General features: G+C 69.2%; 16 protein-coding genes and 1 pseudogene. 12 read left to right on the top strand and 5 right to left on the bottom strand.

Translation table 11 applies throughout. The features are described from left to right. Window positions 1-5 precede the first annotated feature (5 nt). The 4 genes from ACLQ23_RS16670 (at window position 6) to ACLQ23_RS16655 (ending at window position 3,265) form a co-directional block, all read left to right on the top strand. Complete coding sequence (locus ACLQ23_RS16670; RefSeq protein ID WP_355628112.1) at window positions 6-1,178, top strand: MFS transporter; 1,173 nt, start codon at window positions 6-8, stop codon at window positions 1,176-1,178. A 48-nt stretch (window positions 1,179-1,226) separates the two neighbouring features. Next, entirely contained in the window at window positions 1,227-1,661 is a 435-nt protein-coding gene (locus tag ACLQ23_RS16665) for a hypothetical protein (RefSeq protein WP_355628115.1), read from the top strand. 19 nt (window positions 1,662-1,680) lie between these two features. Continuing rightward, window positions 1,681-2,040, top strand: a complete 360-nt coding sequence (locus tag ACLQ23_RS16660; RefSeq protein WP_355593275.1) for a hypothetical protein — start codon at window positions 1,681-1,683, stop codon at window positions 2,038-2,040. 238 nt (window positions 2,041-2,278) lie between these two features. Then, on the top strand, window positions 2,279-3,265 hold the full coding sequence (locus tag ACLQ23_RS16655) for a carboxypeptidase-like regulatory domain-containing protein (RefSeq protein WP_355628117.1): 987 nt from the start codon (window positions 2,279-2,281) through the stop codon (window positions 3,263-3,265). On the opposite strand, the gene ACLQ23_RS16650 is transcribed toward ACLQ23_RS16655, so the two are convergent. Continuing rightward, on the bottom strand, window positions 3,260-3,697 hold the full coding sequence (locus tag ACLQ23_RS16650; protein WP_425736113.1) for a hypothetical protein: 438 nt from the start codon (window positions 3,695-3,697) through the stop codon (window positions 3,260-3,262). The genes ACLQ23_RS16655 and ACLQ23_RS16650 overlap by 6 nt on opposite strands. A gap of 68 nt (window positions 3,698-3,765) precedes the next feature. After that, the gene (locus ACLQ23_RS16645; protein WP_355628123.1) at window positions 3,766-4,428 is read right to left on the bottom strand and encodes an MOSC domain-containing protein; all 663 of its coding nucleotides are present in this window, start codon (window positions 4,426-4,428) and stop codon (window positions 3,766-3,768) included. Between the two features lie 163 nt (window positions 4,429-4,591). On the opposite strand from ACLQ23_RS16645, the gene ACLQ23_RS16640 reads away from it, so the two are divergent. After that, on the top strand, window positions 4,592-5,851 hold the full coding sequence (locus ACLQ23_RS16640) for a glycoside hydrolase domain-containing protein (protein ID WP_355593268.1): 1,260 nt from the start codon (window positions 4,592-4,594) through the stop codon (window positions 5,849-5,851). A gap of 145 nt (window positions 5,852-5,996) precedes the next feature. Here ACLQ23_RS16640 and ACLQ23_RS16635 read toward each other — a convergent pair whose 3' ends face one another. Next, window positions 5,997-6,167 (bottom strand): hypothetical protein, encoded by a 171-nt coding sequence (locus tag ACLQ23_RS16635; protein WP_355628124.1) that lies wholly within the window; start codon window positions 6,165-6,167, stop codon window positions 5,997-5,999. Window positions 6,168-6,627: 460 nt separating this feature from the next. Here ACLQ23_RS16635 and ACLQ23_RS16630 point away from each other — a divergent pair, with 460 nt between their 5' ends. The 6 genes from ACLQ23_RS16630 to pflA all read left to right on the top strand — a co-directional run bounded on the left by ACLQ23_RS16630 (window position 6,628) and on the right by pflA (window position 13,844). After that, window positions 6,628-6,816: a hypothetical protein gene (locus ACLQ23_RS16630; protein WP_355593264.1), complete on the top strand. Its 189-nt coding sequence runs from the start codon at window positions 6,628-6,630 to the stop codon at window positions 6,814-6,816. Beyond that, the gene (locus ACLQ23_RS16625; protein WP_355628127.1) at window positions 6,813-7,766 is read left to right on the top strand and encodes an Acg family FMN-binding oxidoreductase; all 954 of its coding nucleotides are present in this window, start codon (window positions 6,813-6,815) and stop codon (window positions 7,764-7,766) included. The genes ACLQ23_RS16630 and ACLQ23_RS16625 overlap by 4 nt, the downstream gene beginning before the upstream one ends. Beyond that, on the top strand, window positions 7,763-8,239 hold the full coding sequence (locus ACLQ23_RS16620) for a nitroreductase/quinone reductase family protein (RefSeq protein WP_355593260.1): 477 nt from the start codon (window positions 7,763-7,765) through the stop codon (window positions 8,237-8,239). Before ACLQ23_RS16625 ends, ACLQ23_RS16620 begins: the two co-directional genes overlap by 4 nt. Window positions 8,240-8,354: 115 nt before the next feature. Then, window positions 8,355-10,757: a phosphoketolase family protein gene (locus ACLQ23_RS16615; RefSeq protein ID WP_425880787.1), complete on the top strand. Its 2,403-nt coding sequence runs from the start codon at window positions 8,355-8,357 to the stop codon at window positions 10,755-10,757. 97 nt (window positions 10,758-10,854) lie between these two features. Continuing rightward, window positions 10,855-13,092 (top strand): formate C-acetyltransferase, encoded by a 2,238-nt coding sequence (pflB, locus tag ACLQ23_RS16610; RefSeq protein ID WP_425880786.1) that lies wholly within the window; start codon window positions 10,855-10,857, stop codon window positions 13,090-13,092. Further along, entirely contained in the window at window positions 13,092-13,844 is a 753-nt protein-coding gene (gene pflA / locus ACLQ23_RS16605) for a pyruvate formate-lyase-activating protein (protein ID WP_425736111.1), read from the top strand. The genes pflB and pflA overlap by 1 nt, the downstream gene beginning before the upstream one ends. 23 nt (window positions 13,845-13,867) lie before the next feature. Here pflA and ACLQ23_RS16600 read toward each other — a convergent pair whose 3' ends face one another. Both ACLQ23_RS16600 and ACLQ23_RS16595 read right to left on the bottom strand, forming a co-directional pair. Then, the gene (locus tag ACLQ23_RS16600; RefSeq protein WP_425880785.1) at window positions 13,868-15,133 is read right to left on the bottom strand and encodes a prolyl oligopeptidase family serine peptidase; all 1,266 of its coding nucleotides are present in this window, start codon (window positions 15,131-15,133) and stop codon (window positions 13,868-13,870) included. Between the two features lie 375 nt (window positions 15,134-15,508). Further along, a complete protein-coding gene (locus tag ACLQ23_RS16595; RefSeq protein ID WP_355593250.1) occupies window positions 15,509-16,084 on the bottom strand; it encodes a DUF1028 domain-containing protein in 576 nt (191 codons plus the stop codon). Window positions 16,085-16,741: 657 nt separating this feature from the next. Here ACLQ23_RS16595 and ACLQ23_RS16590 point away from each other — a divergent pair. After that, window positions 16,742-16,999 (top strand): annotated as a pseudogene (locus ACLQ23_RS16590) (ADP-ribosylation/crystallin J1); the annotation flags it as partial. Between the last annotated feature and the right edge of the window lie 725 nt (window positions 17,000-17,724).

Below are 17,724 nucleotides of genomic sequence, written 5' to 3'. Positions count from 1 at the left end.
TGGTGATGAGACAGCCACGCGGTCGCGCATCCGATTCGTCGGTCCTCGCCGTCGGTCACAGCGTGAACGACCTGTACCAGGGCGCGGTGCCCGCACTGCTGCCCTTCCTTGCCGCTGCCCATGGCTGGACGTACCTGATGGTCGGGGGCCTCACCCTCGCGGCGACCGCGCTGTCCGCGATCACGCAGCCGCTGTTCGGCTGGCTGACCGACCGTCACCATCTCGCCTGGCTCGTTCCGGCCGGCACCACCCTGGCGGCGGTCGGCATCGCGCTCAGCGGCCCGGCCACGAGTTACGCGGCGACGTGCGCCGCGCTCGCCGTCTCCGGCCTCGGCGTCGCCGCCTATCATCCGGCGGCCGCGCGACTGGCCCGGGCGGCGGCCGCCGGCAGCCATCGGGCCATGAGCTGGTTCGTCTTCTCGGGCAACCTCGGCGTGGCCGTCGCCCCGCTGCTCGTCGCTCCCATCGTCGCGATGGCCGGACTGTCGGCGACGCTCTGGCTCCTGGCACCAGCGCTTGTCATGGCGACCGTCACCGTCCGCCTCCTGCCGGCGACCCGACGTCTCAGCGTCCCGGCGGCGACGCTGCCCGCCACAGTCTCGTCGCCACCCGCCGACGACTGGGCAGCCTTTCGTCGGCTCACGGCCCTGGTTGTCCTGCGTTCCCTCGTGACGTACGGGCTCGGCACCTTCGTCGCGCTGTTGCTGAACGAACGCACCGGCACGGTCATAGCCGGCCAGGCGGCGCTACTGCTGCTCGCCGCGACCGGGGCGCTCGGCACCATCGCGGGGGGCGTGCTGGCCGACCGTCACCGCGACCGGGTCCGACTGATCCGCAACGCCAACCTATGCGTCGTTCCGGGCCTACTCATGATCGTCGTACTGCCCGGCTGGTCCGGGTTGCTGGGAGTCGCCGTCACCGGAGTCAGCCTGTACGTGCCCTTCTCCCTGCACCTGACCCTCGGACAGGACTACCTTCCCGGTCGGGTGGGCACCGCGAGCGGTCTCACTCTCGGTCTCGCCGTCAGCGCCGGCGGACTCGCCGCGCCGGCACTGGGCGCGCTAGCTCAGGCGACATCCCTGCCGGTGGCCATCGCGGCGCTTGCCCTCAGTCCGATGGCGTCCCTGCCGGTGCTCAGGACGATGAACGAGCCGGCCGCCCGCGCAGCTGCGACGTGAGTACGCCGACTCATGCCCGAACGGAGTGCCCCACCCATGCTGGACCGCGTGACGGCTGAGAAGGTTGGGGCAGGCCGGCGGGGCGGCCCGATCGTGGGGCTCCTGGTCCTGGTCTGGGTCTGCGGACTGATCGCGGCGGCTGGATGGTGGGTGGCGATCGGCCTGGAGCAGTGGAGCGTCAGCTACGGCGACCAGCCCGACGAGTTCGAAGGCCTCAGACGTCGGGCGAGTGTGGCCCTGCTGGTCGCCGCGTTTGTGGCGACCGCCGGGCCGGCCGTCATCGCGCTCGTCGCGTACCAGCTGCGGCGGGTACGCACCGCAGTTGTCTTCCTTGTGCTGACCGTCGTGATCGCCGTGCCCGCCGCGCCGATCACCGTGCTCACAGCCCGGGACCTCGATCCGCCGCCGGCACCGACCATGCCGGGCCCGCCGGGGCACTGCGTGGAACACAGCGGCGGGGACACCCGCTGCCCGGGCGGCTGACGGACTCGTACTCTGAGGCATGCTCGAAGCCGGCAGCCGCACGCGTAGCCAGCCGCCTCCACCGGCCATCGTCTTCGAGGCGCTCACCAATCCTGACCGTGACCCGACGCGTCCCTGGCTGTGCCTACTCGACGACGAGCAAACTCCGCAGATCCTGCACGCGGAGCACCCGCACCTGGTCCTCTGGTCGTCACTTTGGCCCCGGCGGCCCGATGCCCAGGTGCGTTTCGACCTGGCGCCTGACGGCACACAAGGCACGCAGTTGCGCTGGACACTGTGGGTCGCCGAGCCTTTGCCCGACCCGTCGCTACTGGGACACCTGCGCAAGCGGCTCAACGAACTGATCAACGCGGACCTACGCGCCACATTCGGCCAGTAGGCAACCCACAGCTGCGTACGTTGAAGCTGCTCAATGGACATGTACGGGCGGCCAACCCGTTCACATCCCGCCCTGGCACGGTTGGGCCCTCCGGCGAGAGGTCGGAGGTGGGATCGCGCGACCCGTCCCGGACAGGGCATAGTGGCCCGCGGCGGCATCGACCGGTGTTGCCCGCGTTTGGAAAGGGTGGTTGGAAGTGACGACACGCTTACGTGTCCGATGGACCCGAGCGGCCGCATTGATCACGCTGACCGCGGGCACGCTCGCGGTGTCGGCGGCACCCGCCACTGCCGCTCCGGAAACCGTCCGCATCCTGAGCGTGTCGGCCGAGAACGTGAAACCCAACGAGACGGTACGCGTGCAGTACCGCGTCACCAACACCGGAAAACGAGCCGAAACGGCCATCGTGGTGGTCGGCGGCGGCCTGCAATGCACCTCTGGATGCAGGGTAGAGCCCAAACTCGGACCCGGCCGGAGCCAGACCTTCGACACCACGCTCGTCGCCCCCTCGGCGCGCCCGGGTGAGACCACCGGCCTCAACATCTCGATCGGCGTACGGCTTGCCGGGCAGAACAGCTATGACCACAAGATGGTCTACGTCCACGGCCCAGGTGCATCGCCGTCCAGCGCAGACAAACCGGCTGCCGGGGTGAGCGGGGTCTCCGGCAGGGTCCGCGACGCCGCCGGAAAGGCAGTCAGCGGCGTGGACCTGACAATCCAGGACAGCGCCGGGCACGAATACCGGACGACCAGCAACCCCAGCGGCCAGTTCTCGGTCACATCGAGCGCCGGCAAGACGATCGCCGCAGGAGCCATCACTGTCCGCGCGGCCAAGGACGGTTACCGCACCGCCCGCACGACCGTACGGGGCAGCGCCGGTGACGTCGCGACCGTACGGCTCACCCTCTCCGCGGTGGCGACGCCTGCCAAGACGTCGACGTCGCCCTCTGCGGAGGAAAGCCCTCTCGCCGCAGCGGGCGACGTCACCTCCGAGGCCGCGCCGCCCACCCTCAAGGCCGTCAGTGACGAGGGCAGCAGTTCGTCGCTGTTCTTCCTCCTGGGCGGCCTGCTGTTCGCCGCGGGCCTGGGCGCGCTCGCACTGGTGGTGATGCGTCGAAGGAACGCACGGGAGGCGGATGATCCCTCGACCCAACCGTTGGCGCCGACCGGTGGGGGCATGGCCGACGCTCCGACAGTCGTCCTGCGGCCGTTGAAGCCTCTATAGATCGTCGGGCCACCAGTGCGGATCAAGGCTCCTGCCGTGACCGTGAGGGCATCGTCCGTAGCCCGTGTTTGAGACGTTCCAATGCTGGCGGCAGTACGGGGCATCGCACTGGCTGCACAGGCCGGCGTCGTCGTAGAAGCCAGCGGTGGTTACGGCCGCGTACCGGTACGGCTGGGCGAAGGCATCGGCGATCCGTTCCGCCTGCGCCACGTCGACCGGTTGGCCGGATCCGTTGCCCGCCGCGATCCCGGAGAACAGCAGCCACCACTGATCGCCTCCGCCGCCCTGCCGGGCAGCGTTGTAGGTGTTGCGCTGCGCCGACGGCCAGCGCCGCCAGTCAGCAGGTCGGGCGCCGGGTGGGACGAGTTCGACACGTGCTGACGGTCGCCCACACGCCGCGCACGGCGGCTCCGCTACGAGGGCCTGGAGCATGGGTCATCATTCCGTCCGTCGCCACCTGGTGCCTTGGATGCACCTCGTCGCGACCACTCGATCACGAGCTACCGTCGTCGGGGAAGCCGCTCCGCGAGGGTCTCACGCAGATCGTCAGGTAGCCCGTCGACCTCGACCAACTCAGGCAGCAGTTCCGGCTCGGTCATGTACGCACGAAACGCCATCGCGATCGACACCCCGTGCGCCGGACGGTCCTCCACGCTCACCACGTCATCGGCCCGCACCTCGCCCGGCTCCACCACCCGCAGGTAGGCGCCCGGCCGGTTCGCCCTGGCGAATGTCTTCACCCAGCCCGGCTCGCCCATCTTGCGCTGGAACGTGACGCACGGAATGCGACCGAAGGTCGGCTGCAGGACCAACCGTGCGCCGACGCGCCACCGCTCGCCGATGACCGCGCCGTTGACGTCGACCCCCTCGGTCGTCAGGTTCTCGCCGAATAGGCCGTTGGACAGCCGCCTGCCCAGCCGCGCCTGCCACCAGCCGTAATCTTCAAGCGCGTACGCGTAAACGGCCTGGTCGTCACCGCCGTGATGCTCGACGTCGAAGATCCGGTCGCCGACCAGGCCGCTGTGCAGCCCGGTCGTCTTTGGCCCCGGCGCGCGTACGGTGACCGCGTGGCCCACCGGCTGCTTGTTGATACCCGTGACACCAACGCCCTTGGCCGGGTTGGGCTCCGGAACTGCCAGGTTCACCGAAACGATAGTGCTCACATCCGGCAACCTAGCCGCCCTGACCACCGCACGCCGAGCAGTTTTTCTGCGTCGTGCTCGTTCGCGTCGAGCGCCTCGGCCCTCTATTGCCGCTCGTCGATTCGTGGTAGAAATCCGTCACGTAGGCCATCAACGGCCAAGGTTTTCTTCACATGGAGGCGACGTGCGGGTCTTCGCCAGTTGGCTTGTGGGTCTCACCGTTGCCGCAGGGGTCGTGGCACCGGCCGGCTCGGTCGCGGGTGCCACGACACCCGTACCAACCTCGACCGCCGTGGCGCCGCTGGCCGCCGGCCCGCAACCCGGCACCTTCACCGGCCGGGGGTTCGACACCTGCACGGCGCCGTCACAGGCCGCCATGGACACGTGGCGGGCCAGTTCGCCCTACGGCGCGGTAGGCATCTACATCAGCGGGGACAGCCGCACGTGCTCCCAGCCCAACCTCACCGCGACATGGGTGACCAACCAGACCAACAACGGATGGCGGCTGCTCCCCATCGAGCTGGGTTACCAGGCGCCGTGCGGCACCCGCGCTCCGAAGATGTCAGCCGATCCCACCACGGCCCGGTCACAGGGCGTCTCCGCGGCGAACAGGTCCGCGAACGCCGCCCAGGCACTGGGCATCGGCAGTGCGAGCACCATCTACAACGACATCGAGCAGTACCCGTCCAACGCGTCGTGCCGGGCCGCCGTGCTGTCGTTCCTGTCCGGCTGGGTCGAGCAACTGCACGCGCGCGGCTACCTCGCCGGCATGTACTCCAGCGGCTCGTCCGGCATCAAGGACGTCTGCGACGCGTACGACAACCCGAGCTACCGGCGACTCGACCAGATCTGGATCGGCTGGTGGAACGGGGTGGCCGACACGCGGGCCGGCAGCTACTGCCCCGACGCCTACTACGCGAACCAGCAGCGGGTGCACCAGTACGCCGGGGACGTCACCGAGACGTGGGGTGGCGTGACGATGAAGATCGACCGAAACTACCTCGACCTGAGGGTCACGCAGACCCCGCCGCAGCAGTGGACCACGACCATCGACAACAGCACCTCGGGCGGATTCACGGCGAGCACCGCATGGGGCACCTCGGCCTACTCCGGCCAGCGGTACGGCACCGACTACCGGTTCGCGAGCCCGGTGTCGTCAAGCGACGTCGCGTGGTTCCGGTCGACGATCCCGGCAACCGGAAACTACGAGATCTCGGTCTGGTACCCGGCCGACGCCGGCTACAACGATCAGACGCCGTATCTGGTGGCGACCACCACCGGCAACAGGTCGGTGTCCGTCAACCAACGCACCAATGGCGGCCGGTGGGTCTCGATCGGTGTGTTCACCCTGGCAGCCGGCACCGGCAACACGGTCGGCGTGAGCCGCTGGACCGGCGGCACCGGGCTGGTGGTCGCCGACGCGGTACGGATCACCCGGGCCTGAACTCTCACGTCGGGTGCCCGCCCGCAGCAGGGCGCCGCCGGTCCGCCGCCGGACCTCAGGCGCGGGACGGGACGGCGGGCGGTCAGCTTCGGCGGCGTCGGATCCGTCTGACACCTCGCGCTCGGACGGCCCGAACCGTCACCGGCTAGGCCGGCTCGCGCACACCGTCGTCGCCGCCGTCATCCGGCATCGGTTCGACCGGGGCCTGCGGCAGTTCGTCGGGCGTGTCCGGCAGCAGTTCGCTGGCGTCGTCCGGTACGGGTTCACGCGGGTCGATGGGCGGATACTGTTCGGGGTCGAGGTCCGGTCCAGTCATCCAGCGAGTATCCGTCACCTTCGGCGCTGCCGCTCGGGGGACCGAAGGGTCACGCCACGGAGACCAGCGGACACCGCTGCTATCGGCCTCACGTCGCATGGCCGCCACGACCTCAGATGCCGTCCGGGGTCGTCAGCCCTTCCGTGGCCACGGCCGTATCGATGACCGAAACGGGAGTGCCAAGTTCGACGGCACGGGAGACGGTGCACAACCGATCGTGGGACTGCTTCAACGACCGGGGCAGTGCCTCGCGCGCCCTGTCACCCTCCGGCCCCGCCGGGAACGTCACGACGACCATCGGGTACGGCCGCCGGGCCGGTGGTCCCGTCCTCACGGGTCCCTCGGCCATGCCGGCACCGATCGGTGGGGGCCTATGTTCGAGGCGACGCCGCGTACTACGGACCGGCGACCGCCGGCTGACTCGGCCGGGAGGTCCCGCTTCGCTCAGGAAGGAGAGGTCATGAAGGGAACCGTGCTCCAACGGCCTGGGCGGTGGCTCACGTGGGGAGCCACCGCAGCCGAGGTGAGGGCCACGCTGCCGGGTGACGAGTTCCTTGCCGATCCGGACATCGTCTCCACCCGGGCAGTCACAATCGACGCGCCACCCGAGGCGGTCTGGCCCTGGCTTGTGCAGATGGGCACCTCATGAACGTGCTCGCCCGGTGCGTGGCGGCGGCGACGCTCGCCCCGTCGCTGCACAACAGCCAGCCATGGCGTTTCCGGATCACCGACCAGGAAGTGCGGGTGTACGCGGACCGCAGCCGCCAACTCGACGCGCTGGACGCGTCCGGGCGTGAACTGCTGATCAGTGTCGGTGCGGCCCTGTTCACCCTGCGGCTGGCCCTCCGGGCGCAGGGATGGCGGACGACGTACGTCCTCTTCCCGGAACCGGACTCGCCCCAACTGGTGGCCCGGGTGCTGCTCGACCGCGAAGACCCACCGCCGGAAGCCGTGACGACGCTGGCCGAAGCGATCGCCCGGCGCCACACCAACCGGTGGCCCTTCGCCGACTCGGTGGTCTCCGCCGACGCGATCGAGGAGCTGAGACTGGCCGCCGCAGACCAGGGTGCGGCACTCACGATCGCCGGCCCGGTCGCCCGCAACGCCATCCTGGGGCTCGGACACCAAGCCGAGCGCCAACTGCGCAACGAGGGCCGCTATCGGGCCGAGCTGAGCCGCTGGACGAGGCCCACGCCGGGCCGCCACGATGGCGTTCCACCGGCCGCCATCGGACCCTGGGACGCCCTCGAACGGATGCCGATCCGGGACTTCGGCCTCGTCCACCCGCAACCCTGGCGGACGAATGAGTTCTTCGAGGCGCACCCGACAATCGCCGTGCTCGCGACGCTCGGTGACAGCCCGGAGAACTGGGTCCGCGCCGGTCAGGCGTTGCAGCACGTCCTGCTCGTGGCCACCCGGCTGCGGTTGGCCACCACACCCATCAGCCAACCGATCGAGGTTCCGGCCGTCCGCGAACTGCTCACCGACACCGCGGCCGACCGCTGGGCTCAGATGATCATCCGGATCGGATACGGACCGCAGGCCGCGGTGACACCGCGCCGGCCACTGTCCGAAGTTTTGAAGGAGAGCGACCAGTGATCATCTCACGGTCATGGCGCAAGCGGATGTACCGGGGCGGTCGCCCCGGCCGCCTGGCCCGGGTGCTCAACCGGATCGCCGCCGCCCAGCACAGCAGCGGGTTCCTGGCCCCGTCGGCCTGGGTGACTCTGGAAGTGGTCGGCCGCAGGAGCGGGCGGACGGTGGCCTTCCCGTTGGTGATGACCATTCATGACGGGCAGCGCTACCTGGTCTCGATGCTCGGGCGCCGGGCCAACTGGGTGGCCAACGTCCGGGTCGCCGACGGTGCGGCCACCCTGCGGCATGGCCGGCGGGAGCCGGTCCGGCTGGTCGAGGTCGACGTGGCGCACCGAGCGCCCATCCTTCGCGAATATCTCGCCAAGGCACCGGGCGCCCGGGCGCACTTCCCGATCGACAGGCACTCCTCACTCGCTCAGTTCACTGAGATAGCGCCGGAGTACCCGGTATTCCTGATCACACCAACGGCGCACTGACGTCCCGGAACAGGGGCCGAAGGTCCTTCCGCTTCCGGCATGCGGCCCCGGGTGGCCGACCCCGGCTGGGCCTAACGTAAGTCCTGACAAGACGAGATCTGTGAAGGGAACCACCGTGACCACGGTCGTATCCGAACTTCGTACGCTCGACGAACTCGATGACACCGAACTCGCCCGTCTGGACGCCTGGTGGCGGGCCAACAACTACCTGACCATCGGGCAGATCTATTTACAGGGCAACCCGCTGCTGCGCGAGCCCCTGGCGCCTGAGCACATCAAGCCGCGCCTGCTCGGTCACTGGGGAACCAGCCCCGGCCTGTCGCTGATCTACGCGCACGTCTCCCGGCTGATCCGGCGCACCGGTCAGCAGGCGATCTACCTTGCCGGTCCGGGTCACGGCGGCCCGGCACTGGTGGCCGCCGGCTATCTGGAGGGCACCTACAGCGAGATCTACCCGGACGTCAGCCAGGACGAGGCGGGGATGCTGCGCCTGTTCCGGCAGTTCTCCAGCCCGGGCGGTATCCCGTCGCACGTGTCGGTGACCACCCCCGGCTCCATCCACGAGGGCGGCGAGCTGGGCTACGTCCTGGTCCACGCATTCGGCGCGGTAATGGACAACCCGGACCTGCTGGCCATCGCCGTGGTGGGCGACGGCGAGGCCGAGACCGGACCCCTCGAGGGCTCCTGGAAGGGCGTGTCCTTCCTCAACCCCGAACGAGACGGCGCGGTCCTGCCGATCCTGCACCTCAACGACGCCAAGATCGCCGGTCCCACGGTGCTGGGGCGCAAGGACCCCGAGGAGGTACGCAGCCTGCTGCGTGGCCACGGCTACGACGTCATCGAGGTCGAGGGCTCCGACCTGCCCGGCATGCACCACCGCTTCGCGGCTGCCCTCTCCACTGCCTGGACGAAGATCCGCGACATTCAGACCGCCGCCCGTGACGGTTCCTGGGACGGCACCCGTCCCACCTGGCCGCTGATAATCCTGCGGTCGCCGAAGGGCTGGACGGGGCCGGACTCCGTCGACGGGATCACCGTCACGGGCACCTGGCGGTCACACCAGGTGCCGCTGTCCGGCGTCAAGGACAACCCGGAGCATCTCGCGCTGCTCGAGCGCTGGCTCAGGTCGTACCGGCCGGAAGAGTTGTTCGATTCCTCGGGCGCGCCCGTGGCGGCGATCCGGGACCTGGCACCCGACGGTGACCTGCGGATGAGTGCCAGCCCGCACGCCAACGGCGGGGTGCTGACCCGCGATCTGGACCTGCCGGACTTCCGTTCCTACGCGGTCGACGTGCCCCGGCCCGCGCAGCAGCGGACCGAGTCGACGCGCAAGCTGGGCGAGATGATGCGCGACATCTACACCCGCAACGCCGACCGGTTCCGGTTGTTCTGTCCGGACGAGACGAACAGCAACCGGCTCGGCAGCGTCTTCGAGGTCTCCGACCGCGCCTTCATGGAGCGGGTGACGCCGGAGGATGTGGCGATCAGCCGCGACGGCCGGGTCATGGAGGTGCTCAGCGAGCACAACTGCCACGGTTGGCTGGAGGGCTACAACCTGACCGGCCGGCACGGCATGTTCGCCACGTACGAGGCGTTCGCCATGGTCAGCGCCTCGCAGACCGTGCAGCACGGCAAGTGGTTGCAGGAGGCCAAGCACCTGCCGTGGCGCGAGAAGGTGCCCAGCCTCAACGTGCTGCTCACCTCGACGGCGTGGCGCAACGACCACAACGGCTTCTCCCACCAGGGGCCGGGCCTGATCCAGGTGGTGCTGACCCAGCGCGGCGACGTCGCCCGGGTCTACCTGCCGCCGGACGCCAACACCCTGCTGTCGGTGGCCGACCACTGCTTCCGGTCGCGGTCGTACATCAACCTCATCGTGATCGACAAGCAGCCGCAGCTGCAGTACCTCTCCATGGACGAGGCGATCGAACACTGCGCCCGTGGGGCGGGGATCTGGGAGTGGGCCGGCACCGACGACGGCACCAGCGACCCCGACATCGTCCTCGCCTGCGCCGGCGACGTCGTCACCATGGAGACGGTCGCGGCGGCACAGATCCTGCGCGACAGGCTTCCCGGCCTCAAGGTCCGCGTGGTCAACGTGGTCAACCTGATGACCCTGGTCCGGCCCAAGGACCACCCGCACGGCATGAGCGAGACCCTGTTCACCGAACTGTTCACCGACGACGTCGACGTGGTGTTCTCCTTCCACGGCTACCCCGGCGCGATCCACCAGCTCGTACACGGTCGCCCGGACGCGGACCGCTTCCGGGTCCGCGGCTTCATCGAGCAGGGTACGACCACCACCCCGTTCGATATGACGGTGCGCAACAGGGCATCGCGGTACCACCTGGTGATGGACGCCATAAACAACGCCAAGCGCCTCCCCCGCGGCGCCGCTGACCTCAAGGCGTGGTGCCAGAGTCAGCTCGACCGCCATGAGACGTACGTGGTGGAGCACCTGGAGGACATGCCCGAGGTCCGCGACTGGGCTCTCGGAGACTGGGCCGCGCGCGGCTGAGATCGGAGGTCCCGGACGGTCCCGACCGTCCGGGACCTCCGGCCCTTAACGGTGGGGTCGTTCCTCGGCCAGGCTGGGAGGAGACGAAGGAGGGGCAATGGCCACCACATCCCACGAGGCCTGGCGCGGGTTCCGCGGCACCGGCTGGCGCGACACGATCGACGTCGGCGGGTTCGTCCACGACAACGTCGAGCCGTACACCGGCGGGCCGGAGTTCCTGACCGGGCCGACGCCCCGTACCGAACGGATCTGGCGGCAGCTTCAGCAGATGTTCGTCGAGGAGCGTCGTCGCGGGGTCTACGACGTGGATGCCCACACCCCCTCCACGATCACCTCGCACGAGCCGGGCTATCTCGACCGGGACCACGAGCTCATCGTCGGGCTGCAAACCGACGCGCCGCTGCGCCGCGCGATCATGCCGAACGGCGGGCTGCGGATGGTGGAGGCCGGTCTCAAGGCGTACGGCTTCACCCCCGACCCGGCCGTGCAGACGATCTTCAGCCGGTACCGCAAGACGCACAACGACGGCGTCTTCGACGCCTACCCGGCCGACGTGAAGGCCGCCCGCCGCTCGCACATCATCACCGGGCTGCCGGACGCGTACGGCCGTGGTCGGATCATCGGCGACTACCGGCGCGTCGCGCTGTACGGCGTGGACTGCCTGATCGCCGAGCGCCGGGCCGTCAAGGCTTCGCTCGACGCCCAACTGTCGTCGGAGGACGTGATCCGCGACCGTGAGGAGCTGGCCGAGCAGATCCGGGCGCTGGACGAGCTGCGAGTCATGGCTGGCCAGTACGGCTGTGACATCTCCGGCCCGGCGAGCACCGGCCGCGAGGCGATCCAGTGGCTGTACTTCGCCTACGTGGCGGCCACCAAGGAGCAGAACGGCGCGGCGATGTCGCTGGGCCGGACCGCCACCTTCGTCGACACCTACCTTCAGCGCGACATCGCCGAAGGCCTGCTCACCGAGCAGGAGGCGCAGGAACTCGTCGATGACTTCGTCATCAAGCTGCGGATCATCCGGTTCCTGCGTACACCGGAGTACGACCAGTTGTTCTCCGGCGACCCGACCTGGGTGACCGAGGCGCTCGGCGGGATCGGCTGCGACGGCCGCCCGCTTGTCACCCGCACGAGCTTCCGCTACCTGCAGACCCTGTACAACCTGGGTCCGGCCCCGGAGCCGAACCTGACTGTGCTGTGGTCGCCGGCGCTGCCCGAGGGGTTCAAGCGGTTCTGCGCCCAGGTCTCGATCGACACGAGCGCCATCCAGTACGAGAACGACGACCTGATCCGGCAGGCGTACAGCGACGACACCGCCATCGCCTGCTGCGTGTCGGCCATGCGGGTGGGCAAGGACATGCAGTTCTTCGGCGCCCGCGCCAACCTCGCCAAGGCCCTGCTGTACGCGATCAACGGCGGTCGCGACGAGATGACCGGCGAGCAGGTGTTCGTCGCCGAGCCGATCGCCGACGACATGCTCGACTTCGACGCGGTGATGGCCGCGTACGACCGGACGCTGGACTGGCTTGCCGAGACCTACGTCGACGCGCTCAACGTCATCCACTACATGCACGACAAGTACGCCTACGAGCGCATCGAGATGGCACTGCACGATTACCCGGTGCACCGCTTCCTCGCCACCGGCATCGCCGGCCTGTCGGTCGCCGTGGACAGCCTCAGCGCCATCAAGCACGCCCACGTCAAGGTGCTGCGCGACGAGGTCGGCCTGGCCGTCGACTACGCCGTGGACGGCGACTTCCCGACGTACGGCAACAACGACGACCGCGCCGACGCGATCGCCGTCGACCTGGTCGAACGATTCATGGACAAGATCCGGCGGCAGCCCACCTACCGGGGCGCCGAGCCGTCGCTCTCGGTCCTCACGATCACCTCGAACGTGGTCTACGGCAAACACACAGGCAACACGCCCGATGGGCGGCGCGCGGGTGAACCGTTCGCTCCAGGCGCGAACCCGATGAACGGCCGCGACACGCACGGCATGGTCGCCGCCGCGCTGTCGGTCGCCAAGCTGCCGTACAGCAGCGCGCGCGACGGGATCTCGCTGACGATCACCGTCACCCCGGACGGCCTCGGCCACGCCCGTGACGAACGGATCACCAACCTCGCCGGAGTGCTCGACGGCTACACCGACGGCAGCGGCTTCCACATGAACGTCAACGTGCTGGACAGGGCCACTCTCGAGGACGCCATGGCCCACCCGGAGAAGTACCCGCAGCTGACCATCCGGGTCTCCGGGTACGCGGTGAACTTCGTCAAGCTCACTCCCGAGCAGCAACGCGACGTCATCTTCCGGACCTTCCACGGATCGCTGTGATGGCCGCCGCCGTCAGAGAGCAGGTGACCGGCTCGCTCCACTCCTTCGACATCTCCACCGGAGTGGACGGGCCGGGCACCCGGTTCGTCGCGTTCCTGGCCGGCTGCCCGCTGCGCTGCCTCTACTGCCACAGCCCCGACACCCAGTACCGCCGTTACGGCCGACCCACATCCGTCAACGACCTGCTCACCGAGATCCGCCGCTACGAACGCTTCCTGAAGGTCGCGCACGGCGGCGTCACGGTGAGCGGCGGCGAGCCGTTGCAACAGCCCGCCTTCACCGGCGAGGTGCTGCGAGGCTGCAAGGAGATGGGGCTGCACACCGCCCTGGACACCAGCGGCCTGCTCGGCGACCGCGCCGACGACGCGCTGCTCGACGCCACCGACCTGGTGCTGCTCGACATCAAGTCCGGCGACCCGGCCACGTACCGGACAGTGACAGGCACCGGGCGGCTGACGCCGACAGTGCGGTTCGCGCGCCGCCTTGCCGACCGTGGTACGCCGATCTGGGTCCGTTTCGTCCTCGTGCCCGGCCTCACCGACGACCCGCGCAACGTCGACGCCGTCGCGTCCATCGCTGCGGACCTGCCCACCGTCGAACGCGTCGAGGTCCTGCCCTTCCACAGGCTCGGCGCTCAGAAGTACGCCGCCCTCGGCCTGCCGTTCCCGCTGGAGGGCACGCCGCCGCCGGATGAGGCGCTGCTGCGTCGGGTCCGTGGCCAGTTCCATGATCACGGGCTGACGGTGTACTGACCGCGCGCGCGGCAGGCGGCGGATCACCGCCGACGGCTGGCCATCCACTGCCAGATGTGGGTGCCGTTGCGGCTCGGGTCGTTGCGGGCCACGTAGATCCAGGACCAGTGGCCGGGGAACTGGTAGCCGTTCCACACGACGTGGTCGTACAGGGTGATCAGTGATCCCGGTATGAGGTTGTGGGCGTGGATCGTGTTGGTCTCGGGCGGCACGGTGTCGTCGTCGCGCGAGGTGACAAGCCAGGTAGGGGTGTCGATCCCCGCCAGTTCCGCGTCGGTGATCAGCGGCGGGCCCCCTCCGCCGAGCGGCTCGACGACCCCGCAGATCGGCACCGACGCGGCGAACAGGTCGGGATAGGCGACGGTCATCTCCAGGGACATGTAGCCGCCGTTGCTGCAACCGGCCACGTAGATCCGATCGGGGTCGACACGCTTGCGGCGTACGAGGTCCTCGACGATTTCGCGGATCAGCGGGGCGAACCGGGGGCCGTCCTCCATCCAGTAGGAGGTGCTCTGCGGAGCGACGACGTACGCGCCGGAGAAGATCCGTTGAGCCTCCGGGGTGGCGAAGCCCAACGCGCCGCGGTTGGCGCGCAGCGTGGTCTCGTTGTCGTAGTAGTCGTCGGGCAGTGAGGCGCCTTCGCCGCCGCCGTGCAGCCAGAGGATCAGCGGCAGTCGACCGTGGCGGGGCGAACGCTGCGGCGAGTACAGCCGGTACTTCATGCCCGAACCCGAGACGTGGTGGCTGAAGGCGTCCACCTCGGGGTTCGACAGCCGTCCCTGCACGAAGCGGGTGATGGTGACCGGCGGGCCGTGACGCCGGACGAGCGGGGCGTTCTGCGTGATGGTGTAGACGAGGTCCAGCTGGACGTTGCGGCCCCTGCTCAGGATGTAGCCGAGGGTGCCACCGCCGGGTTGGCCTTCGGCGTGGCTCAGCTCCAGCACGATGTTTCCGTGCCTGTCGAGCCGGGCCGCGGTCACGGTGCGGTCCAGGTCGTACTCGCTGAAGATCAGATCGCCCGGAGCGATCGGGATCGGGCTGGTGGCCTTGGCATGCACTGTGAACGTGTCGGCGGTGAGCGTGGCGGCGTCGATCGGCCCGAGCCGGCCGGTGTGGAGAGTGACAGAGGTGACCTGCTCGCCGCCGTCGAGCGTTCTCGCGTCGAGGGTGAAGCTCACGCTCGTGGAGTGGCGGCCGCCAGCGTGGGAGGCGGCGCCGGGCAGCGCCAGGCCGATGGCGGCACCGGCGCCACCGGTCAGGACGGTGCGGCGAGTGACAGACGTTGACATGCGGCCCCCGACACCTTGTTACGTAGACGTTCGTCGATAATTTCAACCTAGTGTCGCCGTGATCCGCTGGCAACCGGTGCCGCCACTGGTGATCAGGGCACGGGCCGGGTGCGGGTGGTTGGCGCCCGGCCTTCGCGGCGTCCGCCACCGGTCGCACCGCTATCGAGGAAGCTGTGCGTCCAACGGCGCCGTGATCGCGAAGTTCCTGTCGATCGCCTCAACCAGGGCTGGCCCCTTCTGCTGCACTCCGACTCGTGCGGCCCACCCGGCGAGGGCGTCGAGGATGCCGACCAGGTCCCGCTGCGCGCCGCCCAGCAGCCCGGGCAGCGCACTGCGTGGCAGGGGCCGGATGGCTCCCCAGCCGAGACGGGCCGGCTACCTCGACGCCTGTCGGGCCGCCTCGCCCATGGGGTCCTCACGCGTCGGCAACTGCTCGATGGTCGGCAGCACCTCGGCCTGGAACACGCCATACAGCCGGCGCAGCTCCAACGCGGGATGCTCGGCGTCGTCGACACGCACGAGCCGTTCCACCAGGTCGAGGCCCCGGCTGTCGTCGAATGCACCAACGATCGCCGCGAGGGTTTCCGGCCCCACCAGGCGGTTGCCCTGCACCGCGTAACCGGGCCCGGTGTGGTGCCCCGCCCAGTCCCGCGTGCGCGAGCCGGTGAAGGCGTACGAGTGACCCTGGCGTTCGACCATCCCGACCTGCCGTACCTCCCGGCCCGGGTCCCGGGCCAGCAACTCGGACAGGACGTCCTCCGGCGAGCGCCCCTCGCCGAGCAACGGCAGGCCGTCGTACGCCACGAACGGGTTGGGGGTGGCCTGGGCCGCCACCGCGCCAGCGCCGGACTGGACGTGTGCGACGAGCTTGCCGACCGCAGGCCGAGCCGTCAGAGCCCCCACCCCAAGCCGACCGGTACGCGGACACCGCGCCGCGATCGAGAAGGTCACGGTCGGCGCGTACCCGCACTGCCGCCGCCCGGCGGCTGTGCTGATCAGTGATGGGTGCTGACAACGGGCCCCACCAACGGATCAGCCGCTTCGACGGTTGCCCCACTGGCGCGGGCTCTGGACCGAGCCTCGGCCGCCGATGTGCTGACCCTTTCCGAATGGTTGAGGCGAGGCAACCTTGCCCTTCGCGCGCCGGGCAGCCCGATTTTCATGAACGGCAGGCTGCTCGGCCTCGGCGGTGGTTGAGGCTTCGGCATCCGCCGCGTGGTCGTCCTGGACGGGCTCAGGCTCCGGCATCGGGTTCTCCCTGGATTGGTGGGTGCCCTGCGGATCATCGACAGCCGACGGATGCGGACTACTCAACGCCGGTGTGGGCACCCATGACGGTATCGCAACGCCGAGCCCCGCCGATCGACGGTCTCTCAGCCTCGATGGGGTCGTCGCCGCGAAGCCGGCGCAGGCGCGGGTGCGCAAGGCGCCGGGCTCCACCGCCATCAGCCGGGCTCCACCGCCATCACCTGAATGCCCAGCGGCGCGCCCCTGCGGGGAAGAACCTCGGTCATGGCCTCCTGCTCCCGATCGTCCCGAATCGGCGTTGACCGCTGTGCTGGCCGATCCTGATGCCATCCGTCATGTCATGCAGGGATGACATGACTGTCGGGGTGGCGGTCTTGGCCACCACGCCTGGCGGACCAACCGATCTTCTACCCCGTCCTCAACCGCTGGTACGCCACGAAGATCGCCCGCGAGTGGAACGTCCCCGCCGACGGTATCGGCTACGTAACCCGGTTCGACGTCGAGCGGTCGTACCTGGACCGTTACGAGGTTCACCAGGCCGGTGACCGCGACGTGCTGGAGTATCGGATCCCCGCCGAGGAGCTTGCCGACCTCAACGCCCACATCGTCGGCGCCATCATCGAGGAAGCCGAGTACCACGGCGCAGTGAACGACCACGAGTTCACCACCGCCGACAAGGCCCTGGGCCGGTCTCTGCCGGCCGCTTGGCGAACCTACCTGCAAGGTGAGTCGTGGACCCGGCGAGGTTGGATGTCCAGCGGAGCCTACGTTTGGCTCAACTCACCACGCGAGATGCTCGAAGTCCATGACGCCTGGGACCACGCCACCGACGCGCATCCCGGCATCGCGATCATCGGCAGTGACGGCTCACGGGAACACCTTGTGCTCGACCTGCGCAGCAACCCCGCACTGGTGCTACTGGCCGACATCACCAGCAGTGGCTGGGAAGATGCGATCCGGCAAGCCGACGATGTCAGCCAACTCATCGACCGCATCGAGGCAGGCACCTTCGGATTCACCTTCGAGGATTAGCGGACACGGCGAGCATGACCGACCACGCACCTCGCGCCTAATGCCTTGACCACGAACGTTGGCCGAGTTGGGTGTCACACCGGTCCGGGTCCACGCGGCGACGACCGCGAACGGTGTAGGTACGAACAAGGGCCTATCTTGATGTGGCTCCACGGAGCGGCGTCGTAGCCCACACCACCCGACGTTGGTGCATCATGGTTTCTCATGTTCGTGGACCAGCAGCAGTTCCCTTTCCTAGGCAGTGTCTTCAAAGGTTCACAACCATTGGAGTAACGCGGCGATAGTGACGGTGGCCTGGAACGACGTGGCGG

The organism is Micromonospora sp. DT41 (assembly GCF_049841715.1).
Lineage (GTDB): Bacteria > Actinomycetota > Actinomycetes > Mycobacteriales > Micromonosporaceae > Micromonospora > Micromonospora profundi.
The sequence above is the reverse complement of the archived record's forward strand: the minus strand, read 5'-3'. Positions and strand labels throughout refer to the sequence as shown.